The sequence below is a fragment of the Pseudofrankia saprophytica genome, assembly GCF_000235425.2.
GTDB classification, from domain to species: domain Bacteria; phylum Actinomycetota; class Actinomycetes; order Frankiales; family Frankiaceae; genus Pseudofrankia; species Pseudofrankia saprophytica.
Genome location: NZ_KI912266.1, coordinates 3,337,616 through 3,360,005 on the forward strand (window position 1 = coordinate 3,337,616; position 22,390 = coordinate 3,360,005).

Here is a 22,390-nt window from a genome sequence, read left to right on the forward strand (position 1 = left end):
CAATATCGCTATCTTGGGTGTATGGCCAGGCCTGCGCCCGCATCCGCTCGCGCGACGAACATCGTGTCGTTCCTCACCGCGCACCCTGGCAGGGGCTTCACGATCAGCGAACTTGCGACGCACCTGGGCATGAACATCGCATCCGCCCACGCCACCCTGGCCGTCCTGTGCGACTGCGGGTTCCTTATCCGGGATCCGATGCATCGCACCTATGGCCTGGGCCCGGCGCTGGTGGCGACCGGGTTCGCCACCCTCGACCAGCATCCGGCGATTGGCGCCGCCATCGAGCAGGCCGAGGTACTCGCGAGCGAACTCGACGTCGAGGTCGGTGTGTCCGCCCTCGCAGGCCGCGACGTCATCCTCCTCGCTCGTCGCGGCCCAGTACCCCTCGCGCCGAGCATCGGATACCCAGGCGATCGGACGCCGCTGCTCGCGCCAATCGGCGCCGTTTTCTTGGCTTGGGCGGATGACGACGCGGTTGCCACGTGGTTCGACCGTGCGGCCCTCACCGGCCCGCTCGCCGAGCTCTACCGCGGCGTCCTAGCCGAGATCCGCGCGAGGGGTTTCAGCGTGCCGCTCCAGGCGATCGCCGCGCCGGCGGTGATCGACGCCGTCGCGAAGCTGCGTAGCGAGCCGACCGACGAGGACGCGGAGCAGCATCTCGCCGAGGTGCTTGGCCGGACCGACGAGATGCTCCTGTCGCTTGACGGCTTGGCCGAGGCGGACGAGATCCTCGTCAAGACGGTCGCTGCCCCGATCTTCGACCCGATCGGCCGTGTGCTCGTGTCGCTCAGCATCACCGCACCCGACCATCCGGTGCTCGTCGACCAGGTTCTCGATCTCGGCCGTCGTCTGGTCCAGTCCGCCGCGATCGTGACCCGCGAGGCCCGTGGTCGGATCCCGGTCCGCGACCGGCCGGGTGTCGCTGTCCTGGGCATGGCTCGCTGACGTAGTCGCCTCCGGCGGATCGGGCCGGCCGTTCGGGGCCTCGGCCCACGTGGAACGCTGATCCGACCCGCTGCCGTTGACGCAAATCAGGTTTTGTTATAGCAATGCTTATGTTTGACTTAGCGGGGCGCGTCGTCCTTGTCAGCGGCGGCAACGCGGGGATCGGCCTCGCCTTCGCACGCGGCATCGCGCGGTCTGGCGGTGACGTCGTCATCTGGGGCCGACGGGCTGACAAAAACGCCGAGGCAGCCAAGGCGCTGGGCGAGTTCGGCCATCGGGTCCTTGCCCAGGAGGTCGACGTCAGCGACGCGGCGTGTACTTCATGAGCGACGTCTCCCGGTTCCACACCGGCGACGTCGTCGTCATCGACGGCGGGTGGTTGGCCAACGCGGGCAAGACCGACGTCTCGGAGCTGCCGCCATGGCCGTAAAGATTCTTCGCGTGGAGGGCATGCGGGAGGACAACCGCGATCCCGCGGAACGCGCCCGCCTGGAGGCCGCGGAGCGCGAACCGCTCGACATGACCGTCGACGCCGTGCTGACAGCCGCCCGGACACGTACGAGTCTCGACGACTTCGGCCTGATGGACTTCACCGAGCGGCTGGCGCGCCTGCTCGCCGAGGTCGGAGCGGACGAGAACGTCTGGAAGGCACACAAGGCGACTTTCGTCGAACACTGTGTCGGTGCCGCGGCCAACCGTTTGTTGATCCAGCGTTACTGGACGGCGCACCCCGACTGCCTTGGCGCGCCGATCGTGCGTCCGATCAACGTGGTCGCCCTGCCGAGGTCGGGGAGCACCCATCTCGAGAACCTGGTCGGTGCCGACCGCCGCCTGCGCCACCTGCCGGTCTACCTCGCGGCGCAGCCGGCGCCGCGCCCCGACGAGCCATCCGGGCACGGCGCGGGCGTGGTGGACCCGCGGTGGACGAGGTCGCAGGCGCGGTGGGAGCGGGCCAGCCAGAACGAGTTCTTCGCGGCGATGCACGAGCACTCGCCCGACCACGCGTGCGGCGAGAACGAGCTGCAACTGCTGGACTTCGCGAGTTACCAGTGGGAGTGGCTGGCCCGGGTACCGGGTTGGCGCGACTACTACCTCACGCGGGACCAGACGCCGCACTACCTCTATATGCGCGACGTCCTCAAGGCGATCGCCTGGCAGCTCCCAGCCGAACAGCGTGAGCTGCGGTGGATGCTCAAGTCGAACCAGCACAGTGAGCAGCTCGGCCCGCTGCTGGCGGCCTACCCGGACGTGACCGTCGTGATGATCCACCGGGATCCGGTGGCTACTCTCCAGTCGTTGCTGACGATGCGGGGCCTCGCGCTCAAGATGAGCCAGCGCCGGCCTGACATCAACGCGCACGTCGACTACTGGGTGAACCGCCTCGAGCTCATGCTGCGTCGCTACCTGCGTGATCGGCATCTGGTGCCGCCAGAACAGCTCGTCGAGGTCAGGTTCGACGACATCGTCGGCAATGACGTCGAGGCAGCGGCCGGTGTGCTCGAGCGAGCGGGCCTGGCAGCGACCGGCGAAAGCATCGCCGACATCGAGGCATACCTGGCGAAGCATCCGCGAGGTCGGCGCGGCCGGGTGGTCTACGACCTGGAGGGGGACTTCGGCCTGGACGCCGGTCGGCTCCGTGACCGGTTCGCCTTCTACATCGACGCCGTCGGCCTGCGACCGGAGGCAGAAAAGGGACGTGGCCGATGAACCAGCCGTCAGACCAGCCGCTCAGGCAGCCGCAGAACGCACTGATCGTGAAGGAGGGCGAGGGCGAGCAGGACGCGGTCCCGATCAACGACCACATCTTCGCCTCCAGAGGGATCTCCAACAGCTATCTGATCACGACCCCGGACGGCGATCTGCTGATCAACACGGGGATGTACAACGAGGCGAAGCAGATCCGGGACCGCTTCGAGAGGGCGAGCGGCAACCCGTTGCGGGTCATCGTGTTCACCCAGGGCCACGGCGACCACGTCGGCGGCTGGTCCCAGCTCAACGAGCCGGGCGTCGAGACGATCGCCCAGGCCAACCACGCGACGGTGCGGGAGTACTGGCGGCGCCTGCAGCCGTTCTACACCCGCCGTACCGGGCGGCTGTGGAGCCGTGACATCACGGGCGTCGACCGCTCCTACCAACCTCCCGAACCCGTCGTCACCACAACCTTCCTAGATCGACACGCGTTCACCCTGGGCGGTCGCCGTATCGAGCTGTACTCGACGCCGGGTGGGGAGACGACCGACTCGCTGGTCGTCTGGCTGCCCAACGAGCGCACCGTGTTCACTGGCAACCTCACCGGTCCGCTGTTCGGGCATGTCCCGAACCTCTACACGGTCCGTGGCGACAAGATCCGCGGCTCGCTGGCCTTCATCCAGTCGGTCGACCGGGTCATCGCGCTGGAGGCCGAACTGCTGATCACCGGGCACGGCGAACCGGTCCGCGGCGCCGAGGAGATCCGCCGCCGGCTGACCCAGATCCGTGACGCGACTCAGTACGTGCGTGACCGGACGATCGAGGGCATGAACGCCGGCGTCGACCTGTGGACGCTGATGGGCCAGATCACCCTGCCTCCCGACCTCACCATCCCCCAGGGCCACGGCAAGATTCCCTGGATCGTGCGGGCCATATGGGAGGAACACACCGGCTGGTTCCGCTACGAATCGACCACCGAGCTCTACGACATGCCCCCCTCGGCGATCTGGGAGGAACTCATCGAGCTCGCCGGCGGCACCGCTCCACTACTCGACCGGGCCGAGACCCACCTGGCAGCCGGACGAGCACTGGAGGCGCTGCACTTCACCGAGATCGTCCTCTCGCAGACACCCCAGGACACCGCCGCCCTACGCGTGAAGCTCGAAGCCCACGAACTGCTGCTCGCACGCAGCGGGCGGGAGAACTTCAGCGAGGTCCGCTGGCTGGAGGCCGAGATCCGCGACGCCAAGGCAGCACTGTCATGACGCACCCGCGCCTCTCCGTCAGCGAAATGTGCACCTATCCATGGACATTCGCCGACGACCGCACCGGGCTCAGCCTGATCGCCGACCTGGGTAACTGCTGGACGGAACGCGACGTCGAGCCGACGGTCCGGCGGGCGAGCTCACGCTACCGATATGACGTCTGAGCGTCGCCCGGTCGCCGGCGGTGGGACGCCGCCGCCGGCGGCGGTGAGCTGCTTCTCACACCTGGGAATCACCGTCGCCGATCCGGCCGCCTCGGCCGACTTCTACATCCGGGTCCTCGGGTTCAGTCAGTTGTACACGGACACGGGGGAGGGCTGGACTCGACTCGGCCTCGGAATAGGCGAGACCGTCGTCGAGCTCTTCGGGCCTCGTTCCGACGGCTTCCCCCAACCAGAAGTTGACCCTTTCTATCCGATGGAGTTCGGGCGGCCAAAGATCGCATTGACCGTGGTCGACATCGAAGACACCTACCGACGGGTGACCGCCATCGGGGCCACGCCGCTGTGCCCGATCACCGAAACCAGGGTCTCGCGGTTCTTCTTCATCGCCGACCCGGACGGAACACCGATCCAACTACAGGAGTTCAGCGCCGGCCGCCAACGGGTGGTCGAGCTTTTCGCCTGACCAGCGCGACGGCTGGCGTGCACGTCCTCCCGCGCGGAGAGACCTCGCCGGCCATGGGTACGTCGAGTGGCCAGGAGGCGGTCGCCCCCTGGCCACTCTGCGCTCCGAACGTGAATTCAGCGGTTCCCTCGGTTGGCGCCGGTTGGGTACCGAGCCCCGTCGAACCTGCCCCGGTAGGACCTACTTGTACCGAGAAATCGGCACCCTGGCGAGAACACCGTCGGGCGTGCCGCCGTTCCGGCCATCTGACCAGGACACGTACGCGTACTTGTCCGTGACCAGAATCCGCGAGAACTCGTCGCCCGCGGCGGTGACGCCTGGCTCCGTCACCTTGTTGACCTTCACCGGCGGACTGAAGGTCTTCCCGCGATTGAATGAGACCGCGGAGTACACATCGACGGCGGATGTGCGCCACATGACGCCGAGAAGCCCCGTCGAGCCGAAATCAATCCACGGCTTGACCGCGCCCGCCGCGGGAATCACGGTCGGCCCAGTCCATTTCGCGCCGGAGTTCTCAGTGATGTAAACCTCCAGGTTGTCGCTCCGCGGAATCATGAGCGCGAACCGGCCGTTGTGTGTCGGATCCGCCGAGACCCACGGGAGCGGGTCGGTGGCACCGGTCGCCAGGTTGGGCAGGGAGGGGCCGACAGGCGGCGCCACTGGGGTACCGTTCGTCGTTGTCACTGGGAAGTTGGTAAAGGTCTTCCCACCGTCACGGCTCGCCTGGAAGATCACGTCCGTCCCCAGGAACACGACCCCGTTGTCCAAATTCACCGTGACGCCGGTAGCGGCGGCGAGAGTTCCACCCTGCGCGGCGATCTGCGTGCCGAACGGCTGCTGCGGCAGGACCGCGGGATCGCTCCAGGTCGCCCCTCGGTTCTTGGTCACCGAGACCGCTATGTTGCCCGCGGTGTCCTGGCCGACGGCGTAGATGTTGTCATTCGCGGCGTCGATCCGCAGCCGAGGGGTGACGCCTATCAGCAGCGGAGTGTCGATCGGAGCCGACCAGGTACGGCCGCCGTCGAGCGACTTCGAGAAGCCCAGATGGTTCGGCACGTCGGTGCAGCTGCCGGGCGAGGCGGGCTCGGGTTCACCTGGCGCGCAGCCCAGCCGGTTGAAGGCGACGTAAAAGACCCCGTGGGAGTCGACGACCAGGTTCGGGTCACCGCACATGGCCCGATTCCCGTTTGGCCAGGGAATCTCCGTCCACTTTGCGCCGCCGTCACGGGAGTACGCGGCGTAGCAGTGGAATTTGTCGGGTGTCACCGTTCGCTCTCCCGGCCGATGGTCCGTGGAGATGAACACCAGGTTGTTCCGGTCTTTCGGGTTGACGGCGACCTCGGGCTGACCGTTGTCCCTGGTCGGGTCGTTCGTCACGTTGGTCTCGGTGATCGCGTTGGCGGAGCCGCCGTTCGTCGCCGCGGTCTGTGCGCGGGCCGTCGCCGGTAAAGCCAAGAGCACGGCGAGGCTCAGGATCATACCTAACCCCAGAGTAGGCACTCGCCTCCTCACCCTAGTCTGGACGAATTCGTCCCGCCTCGCCATTACTTTCTCCTCTCCGTGGTGCACCCTCGGTCCATCCGAGCCGCGAAGGTCCACGGACGTGGTCTCGAGACAGTGTTCATCGGGTCGGCTGACCACACCGTGTTCCTCTTCGGCACGTATATCCAGCGCGCTACCGCGCGCACGGTGCCAATAGAATGCCCGGACGACCGCAACCGCGGCAGCGCGATGGATTCGGACCCACCCGCACCGTTCGCGGCCCTCGATGGCACGTGCCGGCGTCGCCAGTTCGCCGTCGCTGTATTGGTCGTCATCGTTCGAGACCGCGGCGTCGTCGCGGTCGGGCCACGTTGGCGTGGGCTCGTTGATACCCCTGCCAGGTGCGGCCGAGTCCACGATCTGGACGGGAGGATTGAGTCCTGACCGTTCGTTGCGACCTGACGATTCCAGAAGGCGTCTGTTCTCGACGCGCTGGCTCCGTAACAAGGCGTCGCCAACCGGGGTGCACGGTGTCACCGGCTGGTCCGAGGCTGGCACCTCACCCGCCGCGGCGATCGGCCCCGCCCGATCGGGCGCAGTTGCTTTCTATACCAAAGCCAAGATTGCGTCAATGGCATAGATTTTGCGATAGCAATGGAGTCTTGTACGGCAGACCGCGGGCCCCGCCTCCGGTCAGCTCGCGATCCCGCTGGCCGGGGCACCTGTCACTGGTATCCGCGCCAGCGGAGATCCGGCACCACGCCTGGGCGGTGGGCCGGCGACGAGGTCCTCGGCATGCCCGTGCTGGCCGGTGATGGTTGGTCAGGTCGTCGGGGGCGTTTCGTCGCGGGCATCTGGGCCAGGTGTTGGCGGCTACCCGGGAAGTAGAGGAACGCCGACAGGTCCGACGGGCGGGCCGGCACCGTCTCGGTCAGCCTTTCCGGCCAACAGCGCGGGCCTCGACGCCCAAGGCATTTCCAACCCGGTGGAGCAGGTCAACACCCAGGTCTGGTCTCGGTCAGACCAACGGCCGGAGGGAAGCAGGTCGTGGGCTTCACCGCCCCCCGAGCACCAGGGAGGGCTCACAGCAGGCCGCGGCGGGGTGGCGGCGTTCCGTGCAGCAGCCAGCGGCCGAGGTGCCGGAGCTTCCAGCGGGTGGGGTAGTGCAGCGCGTGGGTGCGTGCGTCACGCCAGAACGGGGACAGGTTCGCCGTCTCCAGCGCTGATCGGGTTCCGGCGAGTTCGAACAGGGCCGACGCGGTGTCGACGGCGGCCCGCGCGGTGGCCACCCGGGCCGCGGCGGTAGCCACCGACGCCTCGGCCGCCGACTACGACCTGTGTCGACTCGTCGAGAACGGTCGGGTCGTGGGGGCCGAAGGCGGGCAAGACCCGTCGGATGTGGCCCGTCCTTCGGCCCCCACGAGCCGTCAGTCCGCGATCGGGGTGTTGCCGAGGACCTTGTATGCGGCGGGCTGGCCCTTGTCGTCGAGCGTGGTCGACAGGCCGCCGAGGACACAGACAGCCGGGGTCGCCGGAATGGCCTTGCCGTTGCAGCGGAACTTCAGCCCGGCCGAGGCCGGAAGCTCGGTCTCCTTCATCGCCTTGATGGTGGAGGTGAGGGTGGCGGGGGTGATGTCACCGGAGATGCCCTGCGTCGCCGCCTGGAAGCCGGCCAGGATCATGAACATGATCATGCTGTCCTGGTTGCTGAGGTCGATGTCCTTCCCGTAGGTCTTGGCGACCGTCGCGTAGAGGTCCATCGACGGGCTGTCCGGGCCGATCGGCGTGGACGCGCTGATGACCATGTCCTTCAGCGTGCTACCGGGGATCGCCTTGCGGGTGGCGTCGGTGATGCACTGCGAGATGGCGCTGATGGTGCCGGTGAAGCCGACGGCCTTGAGGCCGTTCATGGCGCTGATGCAGAACGAGTCGTTGCCGGTGATGAAGACCTGGTCGGAGCCGTTGTCGATGACCTGCTGCATCTGCGGGGTCATGTCGGCGGTGCCGGGGGCGACGCGGAGGAGGTGGTAGCCGATGCCGGCCTTCTGGTAAAGCGGCGGCGCGATGTCCTGGGCGGCGTGCAGCGCGGCCGGGACGTCGATGACGATCGACGTGACGTTCTTGTTGCCCTTGTCCTTGGCGACCTGGATCGGCAGGTCGATGACGGCGAAGGTCAGGTTGGCCAGCACGAACGTCGTCTGACTGGCCAGGAGCGACGGGTCGGTCGACCCGTAGATCATGACGGGGATCTTGGCGTCGTTCAGCGGCTTCCACGCGGCCTCGACGACGCCGGATGTGCCGATCATAACGGCGGAGACGCCCTTCTCGACCATCTGGTTGCCGCAGTCGGTGGCCTTCGACAGGTCGGCGAGGGTCTCACAGATCGTGATCTCGATCGGGTGGCCGCCGATCCCGCCCTTGTGCTCGTTGAGGTACTTGGCGGTGGCCTGGGCGACCTTGTTGTCGTTGGTGTGGTCGGTGTTCGGGCTGGGCCCCTCCGTGATCACACCGATCTTGACCGGAGTGCCGGTCGCCTTCGAGACCGGGCCGAGGACGCCGTCGGCGGCCGCGGAGCTGTTCGCCGGGGTGGCAGTGCCCTTGTCGTCGGAACCACCACCACAGGCCGACACGAAGGCCAGGCTCGCGGCCAGGACGGCGACGCCGGCCAGCCGTAACCTGCCCGGCGGCCGGAAGGACTGCGTGGATTCAACGGCCCGGAACGGTCGGGTGCCCGTCTGTCGACCGGCCGGCCTGCGGATGGGTGACATGTCTCTCCCTTGTCTTGGATGTCGAGCGACTGGAAACGATCGATATTGCCGAATGCCTGCGATGGCTCAGTGCGCCCTGACTTCTCTGGGAACGCCTGGGCCGCCCCCGGGTCTTCGTGTTATTTCTCTGCGGCCGTAGCGGCGTCGCCCAGCGCCTCGCCCTTGGCGAAGCCGTAGTAGGCGGAGAACTGGAGCACGATCTCGTCCATCTCCGCCTTGGTCAGGTCGCCCGAGCGCAGGGCTGAGCCGACGTGCGTGGCCAACGGTGTGGGCGAGTCGTCGATGGCCACGCAGGCGACGGTGATGATGCGCCGCTCCCGGCGGGTGAGGCCGGGTCGTTGCCAGACGTGGCCGAAGACGAAGTTGAGGATGCCGGCGTGGCGGTAGGGCGTCTCCGGTCGCGGTGCCGGCAGGAGGTTCACGTCGACGAACTCCTGGACGCCACGCTCGAGCCGCCCTTCCCAGTCACTCGGGCCCAGGGCGTCGTTGTCGAGGACTGGCCACGGGGCCGGCTCGCGCCCCTGCTCGCGCTCGATGCGGTGCCACTGGCGGACGACTTCCATCTCCAGGTGCGAGGCCTTCGGCCAGCCGCAGTAGACGGCGAAGTGCAGTACGAACTCCAACATCGCGTCCAGCTCGATGTCACCGCTGCCCAGGGCCGCGTACACGTGGGCCTCGATCGGCCCGGGCGCGTCGGCGGCGGCGACGCAGGTCAGCGTCACCCACCGCCGGTCGCGCCGGCTCAGCCCGGGCCGGTTCCAGACCTCGCCGAACACGAAGTCCCGGCTGGCTAACTCCAGGGGGGTCGCCGCCGCGGGCGGTTCGACCGTCATGACCTCGCGGTAGGTCTGCTCGGCGGCGGCGTTGCCCATGCGTTCCTCCAGGTTTCGAACGGATGCCTGGAAGCTAAGGCAATTGACTGACGATGTCCAGCATGTTTCGATGGCCCCATGCTGGTACCCCCGTCACCGAAGGAACGGATCATCCTGGCCGCCGAGGCGCTCTTCGCCGAGCACGGGCTGGATGGGGTATCGCTCCGGCAGATCTCCGTGGCGGCCGGCAGCGCCAACAACTACGCGGTCCAGTACCACTTCGGCACGAAGGAACAGCTGATCCAAGCGATCTTCGAGTTCCGCCTCCCCCATCTGCACGAGCGCCGGAACCTGCTGGTCGCCCAGCACCGCCCGGACAGTCTGCGTTCCTGGATGGAGTGCTTCGTGCTGCCGATCCTGGAACAGGGTGAGCAGGAGGGAAGCAACTACCTCAGCTTCGTCGCCAACCTGTACAGCCACGGCAGCCGCGAGGTGTTCGACCAGCTCGCGCCCACCTACCTGGCCTCGACCGAGGCGTTCCAGGACCGTTTCCGGTCGCTGCTCGCGCACGTCCCCGAGCCGCTGCGCACGCACCGGATCAACCAGGCCGCGGCGTTCGCCGTGCACACCGCCGCGGACCGCGAGCGGGCCAGCGCCAGGGGGCAGGAGGTGCTGTCCTTCGCCGCGCACGTCGCCGACCTGCTCGACGGGCTGGTCGGCTTCCTGATGGCACCGGTCTCGCCGGCCGCGCTCGCGGCCTGCGGCAGCACCGACGCCGCCGCGACGCGCCTCCTGGTTCCGTAGGCCGTCCCAAACCCGTTCCGAATTCGTTCCGAATCCGTCCCCGAACCCGAGAACCCGCCTCCATGCCGAATGAGCCACCCGGCCCCGGCCGGACAGCGCGCGCCGAAGGGTGCGCGACTGGTGCAACGTCGCGCGCCCTTCGGTCCACCTGAGACGTCAGTCCGGGATCGGGGCGTAGCCGAGGACCTTGTACGCGGCGGGCTCGCCCTTGTCATCCAGGGACGTGGACAGACCGCCACGGACGCAGACCCGCGGGCTCCTGCGGTATGGCCTTGCCGTTGCAGCGGAACTTCATCCCCGCGCCACCGGGCAGCTCCGTCTCCTTCATCCCCTTGATCGTCGAGGTGATGGTTGCCGGAGTGATGTCGCCGGAGATGCCGGCGGTAGCGGCCTGGAGGCCGGACAGGGCCATGAACATGATCATGCCGTCCTGGGAGTCCAGGTCGATGCCCTTCCCGTAGGTGTCGGTGACCTTGGTGTACAGGTCCATCGACGGGCTGTCCGGGCCGAGCGGCGCGGTGGCGCTGACGACCATGCCCTTCAGCGTGGCACCTGGGACCGACTTGCGGGTGGCGTCGGTGATGCACTGCGAGATTCCGCTGATGGTGCCGGTGAAGCCGACGGCCCTGAGGCCGTTCATCGCGCTGATGCAGAACGAGTCGCTGCCGATGATGAACACCTGGTCGGAACCGTTGTCGACGACCCCCTGCATCTGGGGCGTCATGTCGGCGGTGCCGGGCGCGACGCGGACGAGCTCGTAGCCGATACCGGCCTTCTGGAACAGCGGCGGCGCGATGTCCTGGGCGGAGTGCAGCGCGGCGGGAACGTCGGTGACGACCGCGGTGACCTTCTTGTTGCCCTCGTTCTTGGCGACCTGGATCGGCAGGTCGATGACGGGGAACGTCGGGTCACCCAGGGTGAACGTCGTCTGGCTGGCGAGCAGGTCGGGGTCGCTCGAGCCGTAGATCATGACGGGGATCTTGGCGTCGTTCAGCGGCTTCCACGCGCTGTCGATGACACCGGAGGTGCCGATGACGACGGCGTCGACGTTGTTCTCGATCATCTGGTTGCCGCAGTCGGTGGCCTTGGACGGGTCGGTGAGCGTCTCGCAGATCGTGATCTCGATCGGTCGCCCGCCGATTCCGCCCTTGTGCTCGTTGAGGTACTTGACCGTGGCCTGGGCGACCTTGTTGTCGGTGGTGTGGTCGGCGACCGGGCTGGCTCCGTCCGTGATCACACCGATCTTGACGGGCGCGCCCGTCGCCTTGCTGACCGCGCCGAGGGGGTCCGCGGCGCTCGCGGAACCACTGGCCGCGGGGGAGTCGCTCTTGTCGTCGGAGCCGCCACAGGCCGAGACGAGGGCCAGGCTCGCGGCCAGGACGGCGGCGCCGACCAACCTTAACCCGCCCAGACGGGCAGACGACTGTGTGGATGTGATGGACCGTAATGCCCGGGAGGCCGTCTGCCCGCCGGGTCTCTGGACGTGCGACATGCGTGCAACCTTTCGCCGAAATAGGTGGCCGGGTTTGGTTGGAACTGCCGGCGACAGACCCAGGGAATGCGTTACCGACCCCCGAGCTCGAAGGCGCCTGTCTCTATTCGAGGGTTGTCAGCGTGGTGGCGGCGAGTTTTACCAGGGCGGCTGGTTCCGCGGCACCATGTGACTGTGCGAGGTTAAGCATGATGCCCACGTCCTTACGGAGCAGTGGCGCGGCCTGTCGCAGTCCGGCGGTGTTGAAACCGGAGGCGGCGAGAATCGCGCTCGCTCGGCTTCCGCCGCTGCCGTGTGCCAATACCCGCGCCACCGCGGTGCGATCCATGCCGAGCGCCTCGGCGAACGTGAACGTCTCCCACGCGACGGTGACCTGCGCGGTGAAGACGAAGTTGTTCAGCACCTTCGCCAGCTGTCCGCTTCCGAGCGGGCCAAGATGAATGAGAGGGTTGGCGAACGTCTCCAGCACCGGCCGGCACCGCGCCACGTCCTCGGCGCCGCCGCCGGCCATGACGAGGAGGGCGCGCGCCGCCGCCGCCGCGCCGCCGCCGCTGACGGGTGCGTCTATGACGGCGATCTCGCGTTTCGCGGCCTCGCCCGCGATCCGTCGGCAGGTGTCCGGGTGGATCGTGGAGTGGATCGCGACGACGCCTCCCGGTGACATGCCGGCCAGGACGCCGTCGGTCCGCAGGAGAACGTCCTCGACGTCGGCGTCCCCGACGACGCAGAGACAGACGACGTCGCTGGACGCTCCCAGCTCGGCGGGTGTGGCGGCGACCTTCGCCGTGGTGTCGGCGAAAGGCTCCAGGGACGCGGGCCTGCGAGCCCACAGGGTCAGTGGGTAACCGTGCTCGACGATGCGCCGCGCCATCGGCGCGCCCTGGCTGCCCAGTCCGATGAATCCGACCCGGATCACGCGTTCACCCAGTCCCGCAGCGCGTTCAGGACCGGCTCGGCCAGCTCCAGGCGGCAGATGAGCAGGTCTGGCAGGTAGGGGTCGGGCTCGTTGTAGCGCAGGGGGGAGCCGTCGAGGCGGGAGACGTGCAGCCCGGCGGCAGCGGCGACGGCGACGGGCGCGCAGGAGTCCCACTCGTACTGACCGCCGGAGTGGGCGTAGATGTCGACCTGCCCGCGCACGACGGCCATCGCCTTGGCGCCGGCCGAGCCCATGGGAACCAGCGCGGCGTCCAGTCGACTGACGAGGTGGTCCACGCAGGCCGGCGGACGGGTCCGCGACACCGCGAGACGGATCGGGCCGGCCGCGCGGGAGATGAGGGTGGGTGGTTTGCCCGTGTGCAGCACGAGATCGGCGGCGGGCAGCGCCACGGCGCCGACGGCGGGGCTGCCGTGGACGGCGAGGGCGACGTGGACGGCCCAGTCGTCTCGCGGGGGCTCTCCGTACTCGCGGGTGCCGTCGAGCGGGTCCACGATCCAGACGCGGTCATGCCCGAGCCGGGCGCGATCGTCGGTGCGTTCCTCCGACAGGATGGCATCGTGGGGACGAGCCTGTGCCAGGCGATCGAGCAGGAGCTCGTTGGACTGCTTGTCCCCGGCGGCACCGCCCTGGTCGCGGATGGCGAGCAGGAGGTTGCCTGCCTCGGCGGCGAGGGCGGCCGCGAGCGCGTGGTCGTCGATGTCGTTCATGCCTCGTCCGCCGGAGTGAGGTGGCCGGTGTCGCGGAGGTAGCTGACGACCTGCTCGGCGCTGGTCTCGGGGGCGATCGCACCGGAGGCGTCGAGGTGCAGCTCCGGGTTGGGTGGTGGTTCGTAGGGGGAGTCGATGCCGGTGAAGTTGGCGAGCTCGCCGCGGCGGGCCTTGGCGTAGAGGCCCTTGCGGTCGCGGGTTTCGGCGACGTCGAGGGGGGTGTCGACGAAGACCTCGATGAACTCGCCGGGGTCGAGCAGGTCGCGGGCGAGTTGGCGCTCGGCACGGAACGGCGAGATGAACGACGTCAGCACGATCAGCCCGGCGTCGGCCATGAGCCTGGCGACCTCGGCGATGCGGCGGATGTTCTCTACGCGGTCGGCTTCGGTGAAGCCGAGGTCCTTGTTCAGGCCGTGGCGGACGTTGTCGCCGTCGAGGAGGTAGGTGTGGAAGCCCTCGTCGTGGAGCTTCTTCTCGACGAGGTTGGCGATGGTGGACTTGCCGGCGCCGGACAGGCCGGTGAACCAGACGACCGCCGGGCGCTGGCCCTTGCGGCTGGCGCGGACGGTTTTGGTGACCTCGACGGCCTGCCAGTGGATGTTGTGGGCCCGGCGGAGGGCGAAGTGCAGGAGGCCGGCGGCGACGGTGGCGTGGGTGTACCGGTCGATGAGGATGAACCCGCCGGTGTCCCGGTTCGTGGTGTAGGGGTCGAAGGGGACGGGCCGGTCGAGGCTGAGGTTCGCGACGCCGATCTCGTTGAGCTCCAGGGTGCGGGCCGCGGTGTGTTCCAAAGTGTTGACGTTGACCTTGTACTTCGGCTGCGCGATCGTCGCGTTGAGGGTGCGGGCGCCGAGCTTGAGCAGGTAGGGCCGGCCGGGCAGCATCGGCTCGGTGGCCATCCAGACGAGATGGCACTCGAACTGGTCGGCGACCTCGGCAGGGCTGCCCGCCGCGGCGAGCAGGTCGCCACGACTGATGTCGATCTCGTCGGCGAGGGAGATCGTGACCGACTGGCCAGCGAAGGCCTCGGCCAGGTCGCCATCGGCGGTGACGATCCGCTCCACGGTGCTTTCCTGCCCGCCGGGCAGGGCGCGGACCCGGTCACCGGGGCGGACGGTGCCGCCGGCGATCTGGCCGGCGAAACCGCGGAAGTCCAGGTCCGGCCGGTTGACCCACTGCACCGGCAGCCGGAACGGGCCGGCGGCCGACACGTCGTCGATCTGCACGGTCTCCAGCTGGCCGACCAGAGTGGGTCCGGCGTACCAGGGGGTGTTCCCGGACAGCGTGGTGATGTTGTCGCCGCGCAGTGCCGAGAGCGGGATGCAGGTGATGGCCTCACCCTCGAGGCCGATCTGGGCGGCGAAGGCACGGTAGTCGGCCTCGATGGTGTCGAAGACGTCCTTCGAGTAGTCGACGAGGTCAAGCTTGTTGATCGCCAGCACGACGTGGCGGATCCCGAGCAGCGAGACCAGGTAGCTGTGACGGCGGGTCTGGGTGAGCACACCCTTGCGGGCGTCGATCAGGATGACCGCCAGATCCGCCGTGGAGGCACCCGTGACCATGTTGCGGGTGTACTGCTCGTGGCCCGGAGTGTCGGCGACGATGAACTTGCGGTGCTCGGTCGAGAAGAACCGGTACGCCACATCGATCGTGATGCCCTGCTCACGCTCGGCGGCGAGGCCGTCGACGAGCAGCGCGAAGTCGAGCTCACCGCCCTGCGTGCCGACCTTCTTCGAGTCGGACTCCAAAGTGGCGAGCTGGTCGGAGAACACCAGCTTCGCGTCATACAACAGCCGACCGATCAGCGTCGACTTCCCGTCATCGACGCTGCCACAGGTGATGAACCGTAGCATCGACTTGTTCTCGTGCCGACGCAGGTACTCCTCGATATCGTCGGCGACGAGGTCATCGGTCGCATGCGCCATCAGAAGTACCCCTCGTGCTTCTTCTTCTCCATGGAACCTGACGAGTCGTGGTCGATGACCCGACCCTGACGCTCCGAACTCGTCGTCAGCAGCATCTCCTGGATAATCTCGAGCAGAGTCGCCGCCTCGCTTTCCACGGCACCGGTCAGTGGGTAGCAGCCGAGTGTGCGGAAACGGATGGAACGCTGCTGGGGGACCTCGCCGGGGTTCAGCCGCATCCGCTCGTCATCGACCATGATCAGGGCGCCGTCGCGCTCGACGACCGGTCGCGGCGCGGCGTAGTACAGCGGGACGATCGGGATGTTCTCCTTGTGGATGTAGAGCCACACGTCCAGCTCGGTCCAGTTCGACAACGGGAACACCCGCACGCTTTGCCCCGGCCCCTTGCGCGCGTTGTACAACCGCCACAGCTCCGGCCGCTGGTCCTTCGGGTCCCAGCGATGCTGCGCCGAGCGGATCGAGAACACCCGCTCCTTCGCCCTCGACTTCTCCTCGTCGCGGCGCGCCCCACCGAACGCCAGGTCGAAGCCGTACTTGTCCAGCGCCTGCTTCAACCCCTCCGTCTTCCAGATGTCGGTGTGCATCGCCGAACCGTGGTCGAACGGGTTGATTCCCTGCGCCAGCGCCTCCGGGTTCTGGTGGACCAGCAGGTCCAGGCCATTCTCGGCGACAAACCGGTCCCGGAAGGCGTACATGGCCTGGAACTTCCACGTCGTGTCGACGTGCAGCAACGGGAACGGCGGCTTCGACGGGTAGAACGCCTTCATCGCCAGATGCAGCATCACCGCGCTGTCTTTGCCCACCGAATACAGCATCACCGGCCGCTCGGACTCGGAGACGGCCTCCCGGAAGATCTGGATGCTCTCGGCCTCCAGACGCTGCAGGTGCGTTAGATGGCTCATGGCGCATACCTGTTCTCTCTCCGCGTGAACCACGCGGTGCGCGCTCGACGCCACGGTTCTCGCATTGCTGACATCAGCCGCTCTTCGCTGCCCACGCGGATTCGGCGGCGTCGTTCAGAGCCTCGCCCTTCGCGAACCCGTAGTAGACGGAGAACTGGAGCACGATCTCGTCCATCTCTTCCTTGGTGAGATCGCCGGAATGCAGGGCCGAGGAGACGTGGGTGCGCAGGGGTGTAGGCGAGTCATCGAGGGCGACACACGCTACGGTGATGATCCGCCGCTCTCGGCGGGTGAGGCCGGGGCGCTGCCAGACATGACCGAAGACGAAGTTCAGGATGCCCGCGTGACGGTAGGGCGAGGTGGGCGGCGGCGCCTGGGTGAGGTTGACGTCGACGAACTCCCGCACGCCCTCCTCCAGCCGCTTGTCCCAGTCGTTCTCCCCGAGCGTCTCGTTCGACAGAACGGGCCACGGCTCCGGCTCCCGGCCGTTCTCGCGGGCGATCCGGGCCGACTGCTGGGCGATGACCATCTCGAGATGGGACGCCTTGGGCCAACCGCAGTAGACCGCGAAGTGCAGGACGAACTCGAGCATCGTCTCGACGTCGAGGTCACCACTGTTCAGCGCGGCATAGACCTGGTCATCGATGGGCCCCGGAGAATCCGCGGCGGCGACGCAGGTCAGCGCCACCCACCGCCGGTCACGCCTGCTGAGCCCCGGCCGGGACCACACCTCGCCGAACACGAAGTCCCGGGTGGCGGCCTCGTAGGGAGTCGTGGCCAGCGCCGGTTCCCGGGTCATCACCTCGCGGTAGGTCTGGTCCGCGTCGCCCATGTCGGGATCTCCTGCCCTCGTGTGGTGGTCGGCGGTCAGCTCAGCCGGAGCGCGACGCGTACCGAGTCGCGGCCGGGAGTGGACCGGGTCAGGAGCGCGAAGGCGTCCTCGAACTTCTCCAGCGGGAACGAGTCGCCGAGCAGCTCGGCGGTCGGCACCTTGCCCGCGTTGATGAGCGCCACGGCGCCCGCGGCGTCCAGGCCGGCGCCAGGGTGCAGCGTGATGCGCCGGGTCGGGATCCAGTCGCTGTGGAAGCCTTCGAGCGGACGGTCCTTCATCCCGGCGATGACGACATGGCCGCCCTTGCGGACGAGGTCCATGGCCAGATTCACCGTCACCGGGTTACCGGCCGCGGCGTCGATGACCACGTCGGCCATCTGGCCGCCGGTGATCTCGCGGACTCGCCCGACGGGGTCGGCGGCCTCGACGTCGATGGTGTGGTCGGCGCCGATGCGGCGCGCGCAGTCCAGCCGGAACCGGTCCCTGGCCGTCCCAGTGACGATGACGCTGGCCGCGCCGGCCGCCTTCGCCGCGACGATCGTGGCCATGCCCATGTGCCCGGGCCCCTCGATGACGACGACGTCACCGCTCTTCACCGGCGCGACCCAGGTGACCGCGCAGCTCAGCGGCTCGAAGACGGTGAGCTGGTCGGCCGGGACGTCGTCGCGCAGCTTGTAGACCATCGACCCGGGTAGCAGCTCCAGGTGCTCGGCGAAACCGCCGTAGAGCCCGGAGCCCTCGTCGACGGAGAAGTCGTGCCCATAGATGCGATGCCCCTGCGGGGTGAACACGATGTCCCAGACCGCGACCCGGTCGCCCTCGTCGACGCCCCACTTCTCGGCGGCCGCCGGGTCGATCTTCTCGATACGCCCGACGATCTCGTGGCCCGCGATGGAGGGGAACTCGCCGCCCCACGAGGTGTGCACGTGGCCGCGGAAGTGGTCGATGTCGCTGTGGCACAGCCCGGTGGCCTCGACGCGCAGGACGGCGCCGCCGGGCTGTGGGTCGGGCACCGGGAGGTCGCGCAGCTCCCAGGTCTCGTCGCCGTTGAAAACGATCGCCCGCGTCATGGCAGCACCTTCTCCAGGAATGTGTTCGCCCGGTCGACGGCGCGACGGGTCGCGGAGTCGAGGCCCTCGGACTCGACCGCCGGCCCGACGAGCTCGAGCTCGAAGAGGCCGGTGTAGCCGGTCTCGAGGACCGCGTTCAGAAACGTCTCGACGGGCATGTCGCCGTCGCCCGGCACGACCCGGGTCCCGGTCGGCAGTGGTCCGCGGTCGTGGGCGAGGACGTCGCAGAGCTGGGCGACCGCGAGGCGGTCGCCCACCCGGTGGATGGCGGCGGCCAGGTCGGGCTCACGCCAGCAGTTGCCGAGATCGACGATGAGCGCGAGGCCGGTGCGGTCGGCGACCTCGGCGGCCTCGCCCAGGGTGTGCACGAACGAGCGGTTCCTGCGCTGCGTCGGTTCGATCGCGAGCCGGACGCCCTGGGATGCCGCATGGGCGACGCAGGGCGCGGCCGCGGCGGCGAGCGCGTCAGTGAGCTCGTCGAACGACCGGCCAGGTCCAGCACCGGGAGTGATGTAAACGCATCCGCCGCGCAGCGCCGCGAGGTCGATGGCCTGGTTCACCTCCTCACGGGTCGCCTCCCAGGTCTCGGGCGCGCCGAGGTCGAACTGGTCGGCGATGAGGGTGGTGAGGCGCAGCGACCGAGCGGCGAGAGCGCTGATCGCCTCGTCGCGTCCGTGGGCGCTGAGCTTGGCGTCAAGCACGCCCACGTGGTGCAGGTCGAGGGAGTCCCACAGGACCAGTTCCTCGGCGAACGTCCACGGGTAGGTGCACATCTCGCTCACGGAGAGCCGCGGATGCGTCACGACAGCTCCGCCCGGATGTCGCGGATCTCGGCTTCGAGCCAGCGGACCTCGCTGAAGTTCTCCCGCCCGCTGCGTGCGAGCAGCAGCTCGTGTGCTTCTAGCTTCACCCGCAGGGCCTCCATGTCCTTGGGTTCCTGCGACAGAACGATCTCGGCGAAATGCAGGGCCTGCAGTGCCCGTCCGGCTGCCAGGTGCGCCTCCGCCCGGTCGAGCAGTGGGGCGGTGCCGCCGGCGAGGTCGACGAGCTCGTCCCAGATCGCCGAGGGGGGCACGTCGTAGAGCTCGGTGGTCGATTCGTAGCGGAACCAGCCGGTGTGTTCCTCCCAGATCGCCCGCACGATCCACGGGACCTTCCCGTGCCCCTGGGGAATGTCGAGCGCGGGGGGAAGGGTGATCTGGCCCATCAGCGTCCACAGGTCGACGCCGGCGTTCATGCCCTCGATCGTCCGGTCACGTACGTAGGCGGTCGCGTCGCGCATCTGGGTCAGCCGCGTCCGAATGTTCTCGGCTCCCCGAATCGGCTCGCCATGGCCGGTGACCAACAACTCCGGGCCCAGCCCGATGACCCGGTCGACGGAGTGGAGGTAGGCGATGGCGCTGCGGATCTTGTCGCCGCGGACCGTGTACAGGTTCGGGATGTGACCGAACAGGGGTCCGAAGAGATTCCCGGTGAACAGCGTGCGCTCGTCGGGGAGCCAGACGACCAGCGAGTCGGTCGTCTCCCCGCCCGGCGTCGAATACAGCTCGATCCGGCGGCCGCCGAGGCTGAAGGCGTGGCTGTCGAGGAACGTGGTCGTCAGGATCGGCTCGGGCGGCTGGTAGGTCGGGTCGACCCTGGTGATGTCACGGTTCCACAGCCGGCCGCTGCGCCGCGCGAAGAACGGCTGCAGCCGACGGAAGTACTCCCGGACGTCCGTGTGGTTCGCCTGGGCGATCGTCTCCACGCCGGGGGCGTCGAGCTGCGACCAGCCTCCGACGTGGTCCGGATGGCCCTGGGTGAACACGATGGCACGCACCGGGTTGGCGCTGACCGCGGCGAACCGCGTCCTGATCTGCTCCGCCTCGTTGTACATCCCGGTGTTGATCAGCAGGTCGCCGTCCGGGGTGGTGACGAGATAGCTGTTGGAGATGCCTTTCGAGGCGTAGATGCCGTCGCCGAGGGAGACGGCGTCCTGGACGCCTTCTCCTTCCCGGACGATGAGTGCGTTGAGCGGCTGCTGCTCGGAGCTCACCGGGCACGCTCCTTTCCCACCTCGGGCCGGATCTGGAAGGTGTCCGTGTAGAAGGCGAACCGGGCGCGCAGCTCGTCCGCGTCAAGCCCGAAGTCGCCTTCCAGGTCGTAGACGACCCGGCCGCGCTTGCCGCGGGGATGTGACGCCAGGTAGTGCTCGATGTCCGCACGGGTCTCGTCGGTGACCTCGAGGCCGGCGCGTTCCAGCACGCCGGCCGCGGCCTGGACGTCGTTGCCGACGATCTCGTCGAACCTCAGCTCGACGAGCTGGCCGGCGGGTACGACATGCCGATCGCGCAGGTAGCTGCGCAGCATCCGCTCAAGGCGGTCGACCCAGTAGGCGACGTGGGTGTCGATGTCGGGCCGCTTCTGGCTGGTCTTGAGCGCGAGGCCACGCATCGTCAGCAGCGACTGGATCGTGGCGACCGGGTCGCGGTGGATCATGACGACGGTGGCGTCCGGGTAGGTCGTCAGCAGTGGGACGAGTTGCTCGCTGTGCTGATTCGACTTCAGCATCCAGCGCTGGTCGCTGGGGAACTGCCAGGCGATCGCCCGCAGGACGTCTTTCATGTAGCGGTAGTGCGGCGTCTGATCGTGGCTGAGGTAGTGGTCGCGGTAGCCGGGGACGTTGGCCATCCACTCCCACTGGTAGCTGGCGAAGTCGGGCACCTGCAGCTCGTTCTCGCCGCAGGCGTGGTCCGGCGAGTGCTCGTGCATCGCGGCGAAGATCTCGTTGCTGCTCAGTCGCTGCCACCGCGCGTCCGACCGTGACCAGCGGGGGTCCCTCCCGCCCGGTTCCGCCGTCTCGCCGACGCCCGGGGCCGGCTGTGCGGCCAGGTAGACCGGGAGGTGCCGAAGCCGCCGATCGGCGGCCAGCAGGTTCTCCAGATGGGTGCTGCCCGACCGGGGCAGCGCGATGACGTTGATCGGGCGCTCGATCGGCGCGCCGAGGCAGGCGGGGTGGTCGTCCCAGTAGCGCTGGATGAGCAGCCGGTTCGCCGCCGCCCGCACGCACTGGTCGACGAACGTGGCCTTGTGGGCCCGCCACACGTTGTCGTCGGCCTCGACCTCGGCCAGCAGCAGGCCGAGGCGCTGGGTGAAGTCCAGCGAGCCTAAGTCGTCCAGGCCGGTCTCCCGGCTGGCTCCCTCGAGCACCGCGTCGATGCTCATGTCGAGCGGCCGTGCCTCGTCGGCTTCCAGGGCGGCCCGCTCCGCCGGATCACGGGTGTCGTCGCGCATCCCTTCGACGCGCAGCACTTTTACGGCCATGGCGGCAGCTCCGTAACGTCGGTCTTTCCTGCGTTCGCCAACCAGCCGCCATCGATGACGACGAGGTCGCCGGTGTGGTAGCGCGACCAGTCGCTCATGAAATAGACGCCGATACCCTCGAAGTCCTCGGCTCTACCCGCCCGTCCCGAGGGGTTGTAGCGGCGGTTGCGGTCGAACAAGGGGCTGTCGACAGGGATCTGGACTGTCTCGCTCTCCGTGTATCCGGGGCACACGACGTTGCTGCGGATGCCGTAGCGGCCGGCCTCGACCGCGATGCCACGGGACATGGCCGCCATGGCGCCTTTGGACGCGTTGTAGTGCTGCATGCCGGGGCTGCCGGTCAGCGCGGAAAGGCTGGCGCAGAACAGCAGCGACCCGCCGGGGTCGCCGGCGTCGTGGCGCCGCTTCATGTGGCGCGCCCCCTCGCGCATGACGAAGAACGCGCCGTGCTGGTTGACCGCCAACAGGCTGTGCCAGGCGTCGCTCGTCATCTCCGGGAAGCTGCGCTCCCTGCGCATCAGGCCGGCGTTCGCGATGACGCCGTCGACCCGGCCCAGCTCCTCGACCACCTCGGCCATCGCCTCGACGACGCGAGCCTCGTCGGAGACGTCGACCTGCTGCGCAAGCACGCGGTGACCGAAGCCGGCCAACTCCTTGGCCGCATCGAGGTTCTTCTCCGCCCGTCGGCCCCAGATGACCACGTCACCACCGGCCCGGGCGACACCTCGGGCGAAGGCCAGACCGATCCCGGCGTTGCCACCACTGACCACGACCACACGGCCCGCTAAGTCGAACATGGGACATTGCTATAGCAAAATGCTTCTTGC

General features: G+C 68.3%; 21 protein-coding genes and 1 pseudogene. 7 read left to right on the forward strand and 15 right to left on the reverse strand.

What is annotated here, in order from left to right; translation table 11 throughout:
* Positions 1 to 21 precede the first annotated feature (21 nt).
* The 6 genes from FRCN3DRAFT_RS0213925 (at position 22) to FRCN3DRAFT_RS0213955 (ending at position 4,529) form a co-directional block, all read left to right on the forward strand.
* Positions 22 to 948 (forward strand): IclR family transcriptional regulator, encoded by a 927-nt coding sequence (locus tag FRCN3DRAFT_RS0213925; RefSeq protein ID WP_007507456.1) that lies wholly within the window; start codon positions 22 to 24, stop codon positions 946 to 948.
* Positions 949 to 1,058: 110 nt separating this feature from the next.
* The gene (locus FRCN3DRAFT_RS0213930) at positions 1,059 to 1,274 is read left to right on the forward strand and encodes an SDR family NAD(P)-dependent oxidoreductase (RefSeq protein WP_232794040.1); all 216 of its coding nucleotides are present in this window, start codon (positions 1,059 to 1,061) and stop codon (positions 1,272 to 1,274) included.
* A 94-nt stretch (positions 1,275 to 1,368) separates the two neighbouring features.
* Complete coding sequence (locus FRCN3DRAFT_RS0213940; RefSeq protein ID WP_007507452.1) at positions 1,369 to 2,655, forward strand: sulfotransferase family protein; 1,287 nt, start codon at positions 1,369 to 1,371, stop codon at positions 2,653 to 2,655.
* Positions 2,652 to 3,902 carry an MBL fold metallo-hydrolase gene (locus FRCN3DRAFT_RS0213945; RefSeq protein ID WP_007507450.1) on the forward strand — a complete coding sequence of 417 codons (1,251 nt, stop codon included), beginning with the start codon at positions 2,652 to 2,654 and terminating at the stop codon, positions 3,900 to 3,902. Before FRCN3DRAFT_RS0213940 ends, FRCN3DRAFT_RS0213945 begins: the two co-directional genes overlap by 4 nt.
* On the forward strand, positions 3,899 to 4,066 hold the full coding sequence (locus tag FRCN3DRAFT_RS55075) for a hypothetical protein (protein WP_007507448.1): 168 nt from the start codon (positions 3,899 to 3,901) through the stop codon (positions 4,064 to 4,066). Before FRCN3DRAFT_RS0213945 ends, FRCN3DRAFT_RS55075 begins: the two co-directional genes overlap by 4 nt.
* On the forward strand, positions 4,056 to 4,529 hold the full coding sequence (locus FRCN3DRAFT_RS0213955; RefSeq protein ID WP_007507446.1) for a VOC family protein: 474 nt from the start codon (positions 4,056 to 4,058) through the stop codon (positions 4,527 to 4,529). The genes FRCN3DRAFT_RS55075 and FRCN3DRAFT_RS0213955 overlap by 11 nt, the downstream gene beginning before the upstream one ends.
* A 180-nt stretch (positions 4,530 to 4,709) precedes the next feature.
* On the opposite strand, the gene FRCN3DRAFT_RS44435 is transcribed toward FRCN3DRAFT_RS0213955, so the two are convergent.
* From FRCN3DRAFT_RS44435 to FRCN3DRAFT_RS0213980, 4 genes are all read right to left on the reverse strand, one after another.
* A complete protein-coding gene (locus FRCN3DRAFT_RS44435) occupies positions 4,710 to 6,428 on the reverse strand; it encodes a sialidase family protein (protein ID WP_131803630.1) in 1,719 nt (572 codons plus the stop codon).
* 665 nt (positions 6,429 to 7,093) lie between these two features.
* Positions 7,094 to 7,321: a dibenzothiophene desulfurization enzyme gene (locus FRCN3DRAFT_RS0213970; protein WP_007507443.1), complete on the reverse strand. Its 228-nt coding sequence runs from the start codon at positions 7,319 to 7,321 to the stop codon at positions 7,094 to 7,096.
* A 117-nt stretch (positions 7,322 to 7,438) separates the two neighbouring features.
* The gene (locus tag FRCN3DRAFT_RS0213975) at positions 7,439 to 8,779 is read right to left on the reverse strand and encodes an ABC transporter substrate-binding protein (RefSeq protein ID WP_007507441.1); all 1,341 of its coding nucleotides are present in this window, start codon (positions 8,777 to 8,779) and stop codon (positions 7,439 to 7,441) included.
* 119 nt (positions 8,780 to 8,898) lie between these two features.
* Positions 8,899 to 9,651 carry a carboxymuconolactone decarboxylase family protein gene (locus tag FRCN3DRAFT_RS0213980; protein WP_007507439.1) on the reverse strand — a complete coding sequence of 251 codons (753 nt, stop codon included), beginning with the start codon at positions 9,649 to 9,651 and terminating at the stop codon, positions 8,899 to 8,901.
* 78 nt (positions 9,652 to 9,729) lie between these two features.
* On the opposite strand from FRCN3DRAFT_RS0213980, the gene FRCN3DRAFT_RS0213985 reads away from it, so the two are divergent.
* Positions 9,730 to 10,395, forward strand: a complete 666-nt coding sequence (locus FRCN3DRAFT_RS0213985) for a TetR/AcrR family transcriptional regulator (protein WP_007507437.1) — start codon at positions 9,730 to 9,732, stop codon at positions 10,393 to 10,395.
* 156 nt (positions 10,396 to 10,551) lie between these two features.
* Here the strand turns inward: FRCN3DRAFT_RS0213985 and FRCN3DRAFT_RS44440 are convergent.
* The 11 genes and pseudogenes from FRCN3DRAFT_RS44440 to FRCN3DRAFT_RS0214040 form a co-directional block, all read right to left on the reverse strand.
* A pseudogene (locus FRCN3DRAFT_RS44440) lies at positions 10,552 to 11,887 on the reverse strand (ABC transporter substrate-binding protein).
* 103 nt (positions 11,888 to 11,990) lie between these two features.
* Entirely contained in the window at positions 11,991 to 12,803 is an 813-nt protein-coding gene (locus FRCN3DRAFT_RS0213995) for an NAD(P)-dependent oxidoreductase (RefSeq protein ID WP_007507434.1), read from the reverse strand.
* A complete protein-coding gene (locus FRCN3DRAFT_RS0214000) occupies positions 12,800 to 13,531 on the reverse strand; it encodes a 3'(2'),5'-bisphosphate nucleotidase CysQ (RefSeq protein WP_007507432.1) in 732 nt (243 codons plus the stop codon). The genes FRCN3DRAFT_RS0213995 and FRCN3DRAFT_RS0214000 overlap by 4 nt, the downstream gene beginning before the upstream one ends.
* Positions 13,528 to 15,456, reverse strand: a complete 1,929-nt coding sequence (gene cysN, locus FRCN3DRAFT_RS0214005; RefSeq protein ID WP_007507430.1) for a sulfate adenylyltransferase subunit CysN — start codon at positions 15,454 to 15,456, stop codon at positions 13,528 to 13,530. The genes FRCN3DRAFT_RS0214000 and cysN overlap by 4 nt, the downstream gene beginning before the upstream one ends.
* Positions 15,456 to 16,391 (reverse strand): sulfate adenylyltransferase subunit CysD, encoded by a 936-nt coding sequence (cysD, locus tag FRCN3DRAFT_RS0214010; RefSeq protein WP_083401894.1) that lies wholly within the window; start codon positions 16,389 to 16,391, stop codon positions 15,456 to 15,458. Before cysD ends, cysN begins: the two co-directional genes overlap by 1 nt.
* 40 nt (positions 16,392 to 16,431) lie before the next feature.
* Positions 16,432 to 17,190: a carboxymuconolactone decarboxylase family protein gene (locus tag FRCN3DRAFT_RS0214015; protein WP_007507426.1), complete on the reverse strand. Its 759-nt coding sequence runs from the start codon at positions 17,188 to 17,190 to the stop codon at positions 16,432 to 16,434.
* Between the two features lie 35 nt (positions 17,191 to 17,225).
* A complete protein-coding gene (locus tag FRCN3DRAFT_RS0214020; RefSeq protein WP_007507425.1) occupies positions 17,226 to 18,260 on the reverse strand; it encodes a zinc-dependent alcohol dehydrogenase in 1,035 nt (344 codons plus the stop codon).
* On the reverse strand, positions 18,257 to 19,063 hold the full coding sequence (locus FRCN3DRAFT_RS0214025; RefSeq protein WP_007507424.1) for a sugar phosphate isomerase/epimerase family protein: 807 nt from the start codon (positions 19,061 to 19,063) through the stop codon (positions 18,257 to 18,259). Before FRCN3DRAFT_RS0214025 ends, FRCN3DRAFT_RS0214020 begins: the two co-directional genes overlap by 4 nt.
* Positions 19,060 to 20,295 (reverse strand): MBL fold metallo-hydrolase, encoded by a 1,236-nt coding sequence (locus FRCN3DRAFT_RS0214030; protein WP_007507422.1) that lies wholly within the window; start codon positions 20,293 to 20,295, stop codon positions 19,060 to 19,062. Before FRCN3DRAFT_RS0214030 ends, FRCN3DRAFT_RS0214025 begins: the two co-directional genes overlap by 4 nt.
* Complete coding sequence (locus FRCN3DRAFT_RS0214035) at positions 20,292 to 21,563, reverse strand: sulfotransferase family protein (protein ID WP_007507419.1); 1,272 nt, start codon at positions 21,561 to 21,563, stop codon at positions 20,292 to 20,294. The genes FRCN3DRAFT_RS0214030 and FRCN3DRAFT_RS0214035 overlap by 4 nt, the downstream gene beginning before the upstream one ends.
* The gene (locus FRCN3DRAFT_RS0214040; protein WP_007507418.1) at positions 21,554 to 22,360 is read right to left on the reverse strand and encodes an SDR family NAD(P)-dependent oxidoreductase; all 807 of its coding nucleotides are present in this window, start codon (positions 22,358 to 22,360) and stop codon (positions 21,554 to 21,556) included. Before FRCN3DRAFT_RS0214040 ends, FRCN3DRAFT_RS0214035 begins: the two co-directional genes overlap by 10 nt.
* Positions 22,361 to 22,390: the final 30 nt, after the last annotated feature.

What these genes read in the sequence shown, in the direction of transcription:
- FRCN3DRAFT_RS0213925 (WP_007507456.1), top strand. Translation starts at nt 22, where the DNA reads ATGGCCAGGCCTGCGCCCGCATCCGCTCGCGCGACGAACATCGTGTCG.
- FRCN3DRAFT_RS0213930 (WP_232794040.1), top strand. Translation starts at nt 1,059, where the DNA reads ATGTTTGACTTAGCGGGGCGCGTCGTCCTTGTCAGCGGCGGCAACGCG.
- FRCN3DRAFT_RS0213940 (WP_007507452.1), top strand. Translation starts at nt 1,369, where the DNA reads ATGGCCGTAAAGATTCTTCGCGTGGAGGGCATGCGGGAGGACAACCGC.
- FRCN3DRAFT_RS0213945 (WP_007507450.1), top strand. Translation starts at nt 2,652, where the DNA reads ATGAACCAGCCGTCAGACCAGCCGCTCAGGCAGCCGCAGAACGCACTG.
- FRCN3DRAFT_RS55075 (WP_007507448.1), top strand. Translation starts at nt 3,899, where the DNA reads ATGACGCACCCGCGCCTCTCCGTCAGCGAAATGTGCACCTATCCATGG.
- FRCN3DRAFT_RS0213955 (WP_007507446.1), top strand. Translation starts at nt 4,056, where the DNA reads ATGACGTCTGAGCGTCGCCCGGTCGCCGGCGGTGGGACGCCGCCGCCG.
- FRCN3DRAFT_RS0213975 (WP_007507441.1), bottom strand. Translation starts at nt 8,779, where the DNA reads ATGTCACCCATCCGCAGGCCGGCCGGTCGACAGACGGGCACCCGACCG.
- FRCN3DRAFT_RS0213980 (WP_007507439.1), bottom strand. Translation starts at nt 9,651, where the DNA reads ATGGGCAACGCCGCCGCCGAGCAGACCTACCGCGAGGTCATGACGGTC.
- FRCN3DRAFT_RS0213985 (WP_007507437.1), top strand. Translation starts at nt 9,730, where the DNA reads ATGCTGGTACCCCCGTCACCGAAGGAACGGATCATCCTGGCCGCCGAG.
- FRCN3DRAFT_RS0214000 (WP_007507432.1), bottom strand. Translation starts at nt 13,531, where the DNA reads ATGAACGACATCGACGACCACGCGCTCGCGGCCGCCCTCGCCGCCGAG.
- cysN (WP_007507430.1), bottom strand. Translation starts at nt 15,456, where the DNA reads ATGGCGCATGCGACCGATGACCTCGTCGCCGACGATATCGAGGAGTAC.
- FRCN3DRAFT_RS0214015 (WP_007507426.1), bottom strand. Translation starts at nt 17,190, where the DNA reads ATGGGCGACGCGGACCAGACCTACCGCGAGGTGATGACCCGGGAACCG.
- FRCN3DRAFT_RS0214020 (WP_007507425.1), bottom strand. Translation starts at nt 18,260, where the DNA reads ATGACGCGGGCGATCGTTTTCAACGGCGACGAGACCTGGGAGCTGCGC.
- FRCN3DRAFT_RS0214035 (WP_007507419.1), bottom strand. Translation starts at nt 21,563, where the DNA reads ATGGCCGTAAAAGTGCTGCGCGTCGAAGGGATGCGCGACGACACCCGT.
- FRCN3DRAFT_RS0214040 (WP_007507418.1), bottom strand. Translation starts at nt 22,360, where the DNA reads ATGTTCGACTTAGCGGGCCGTGTGGTCGTGGTCAGTGGTGGCAACGCC.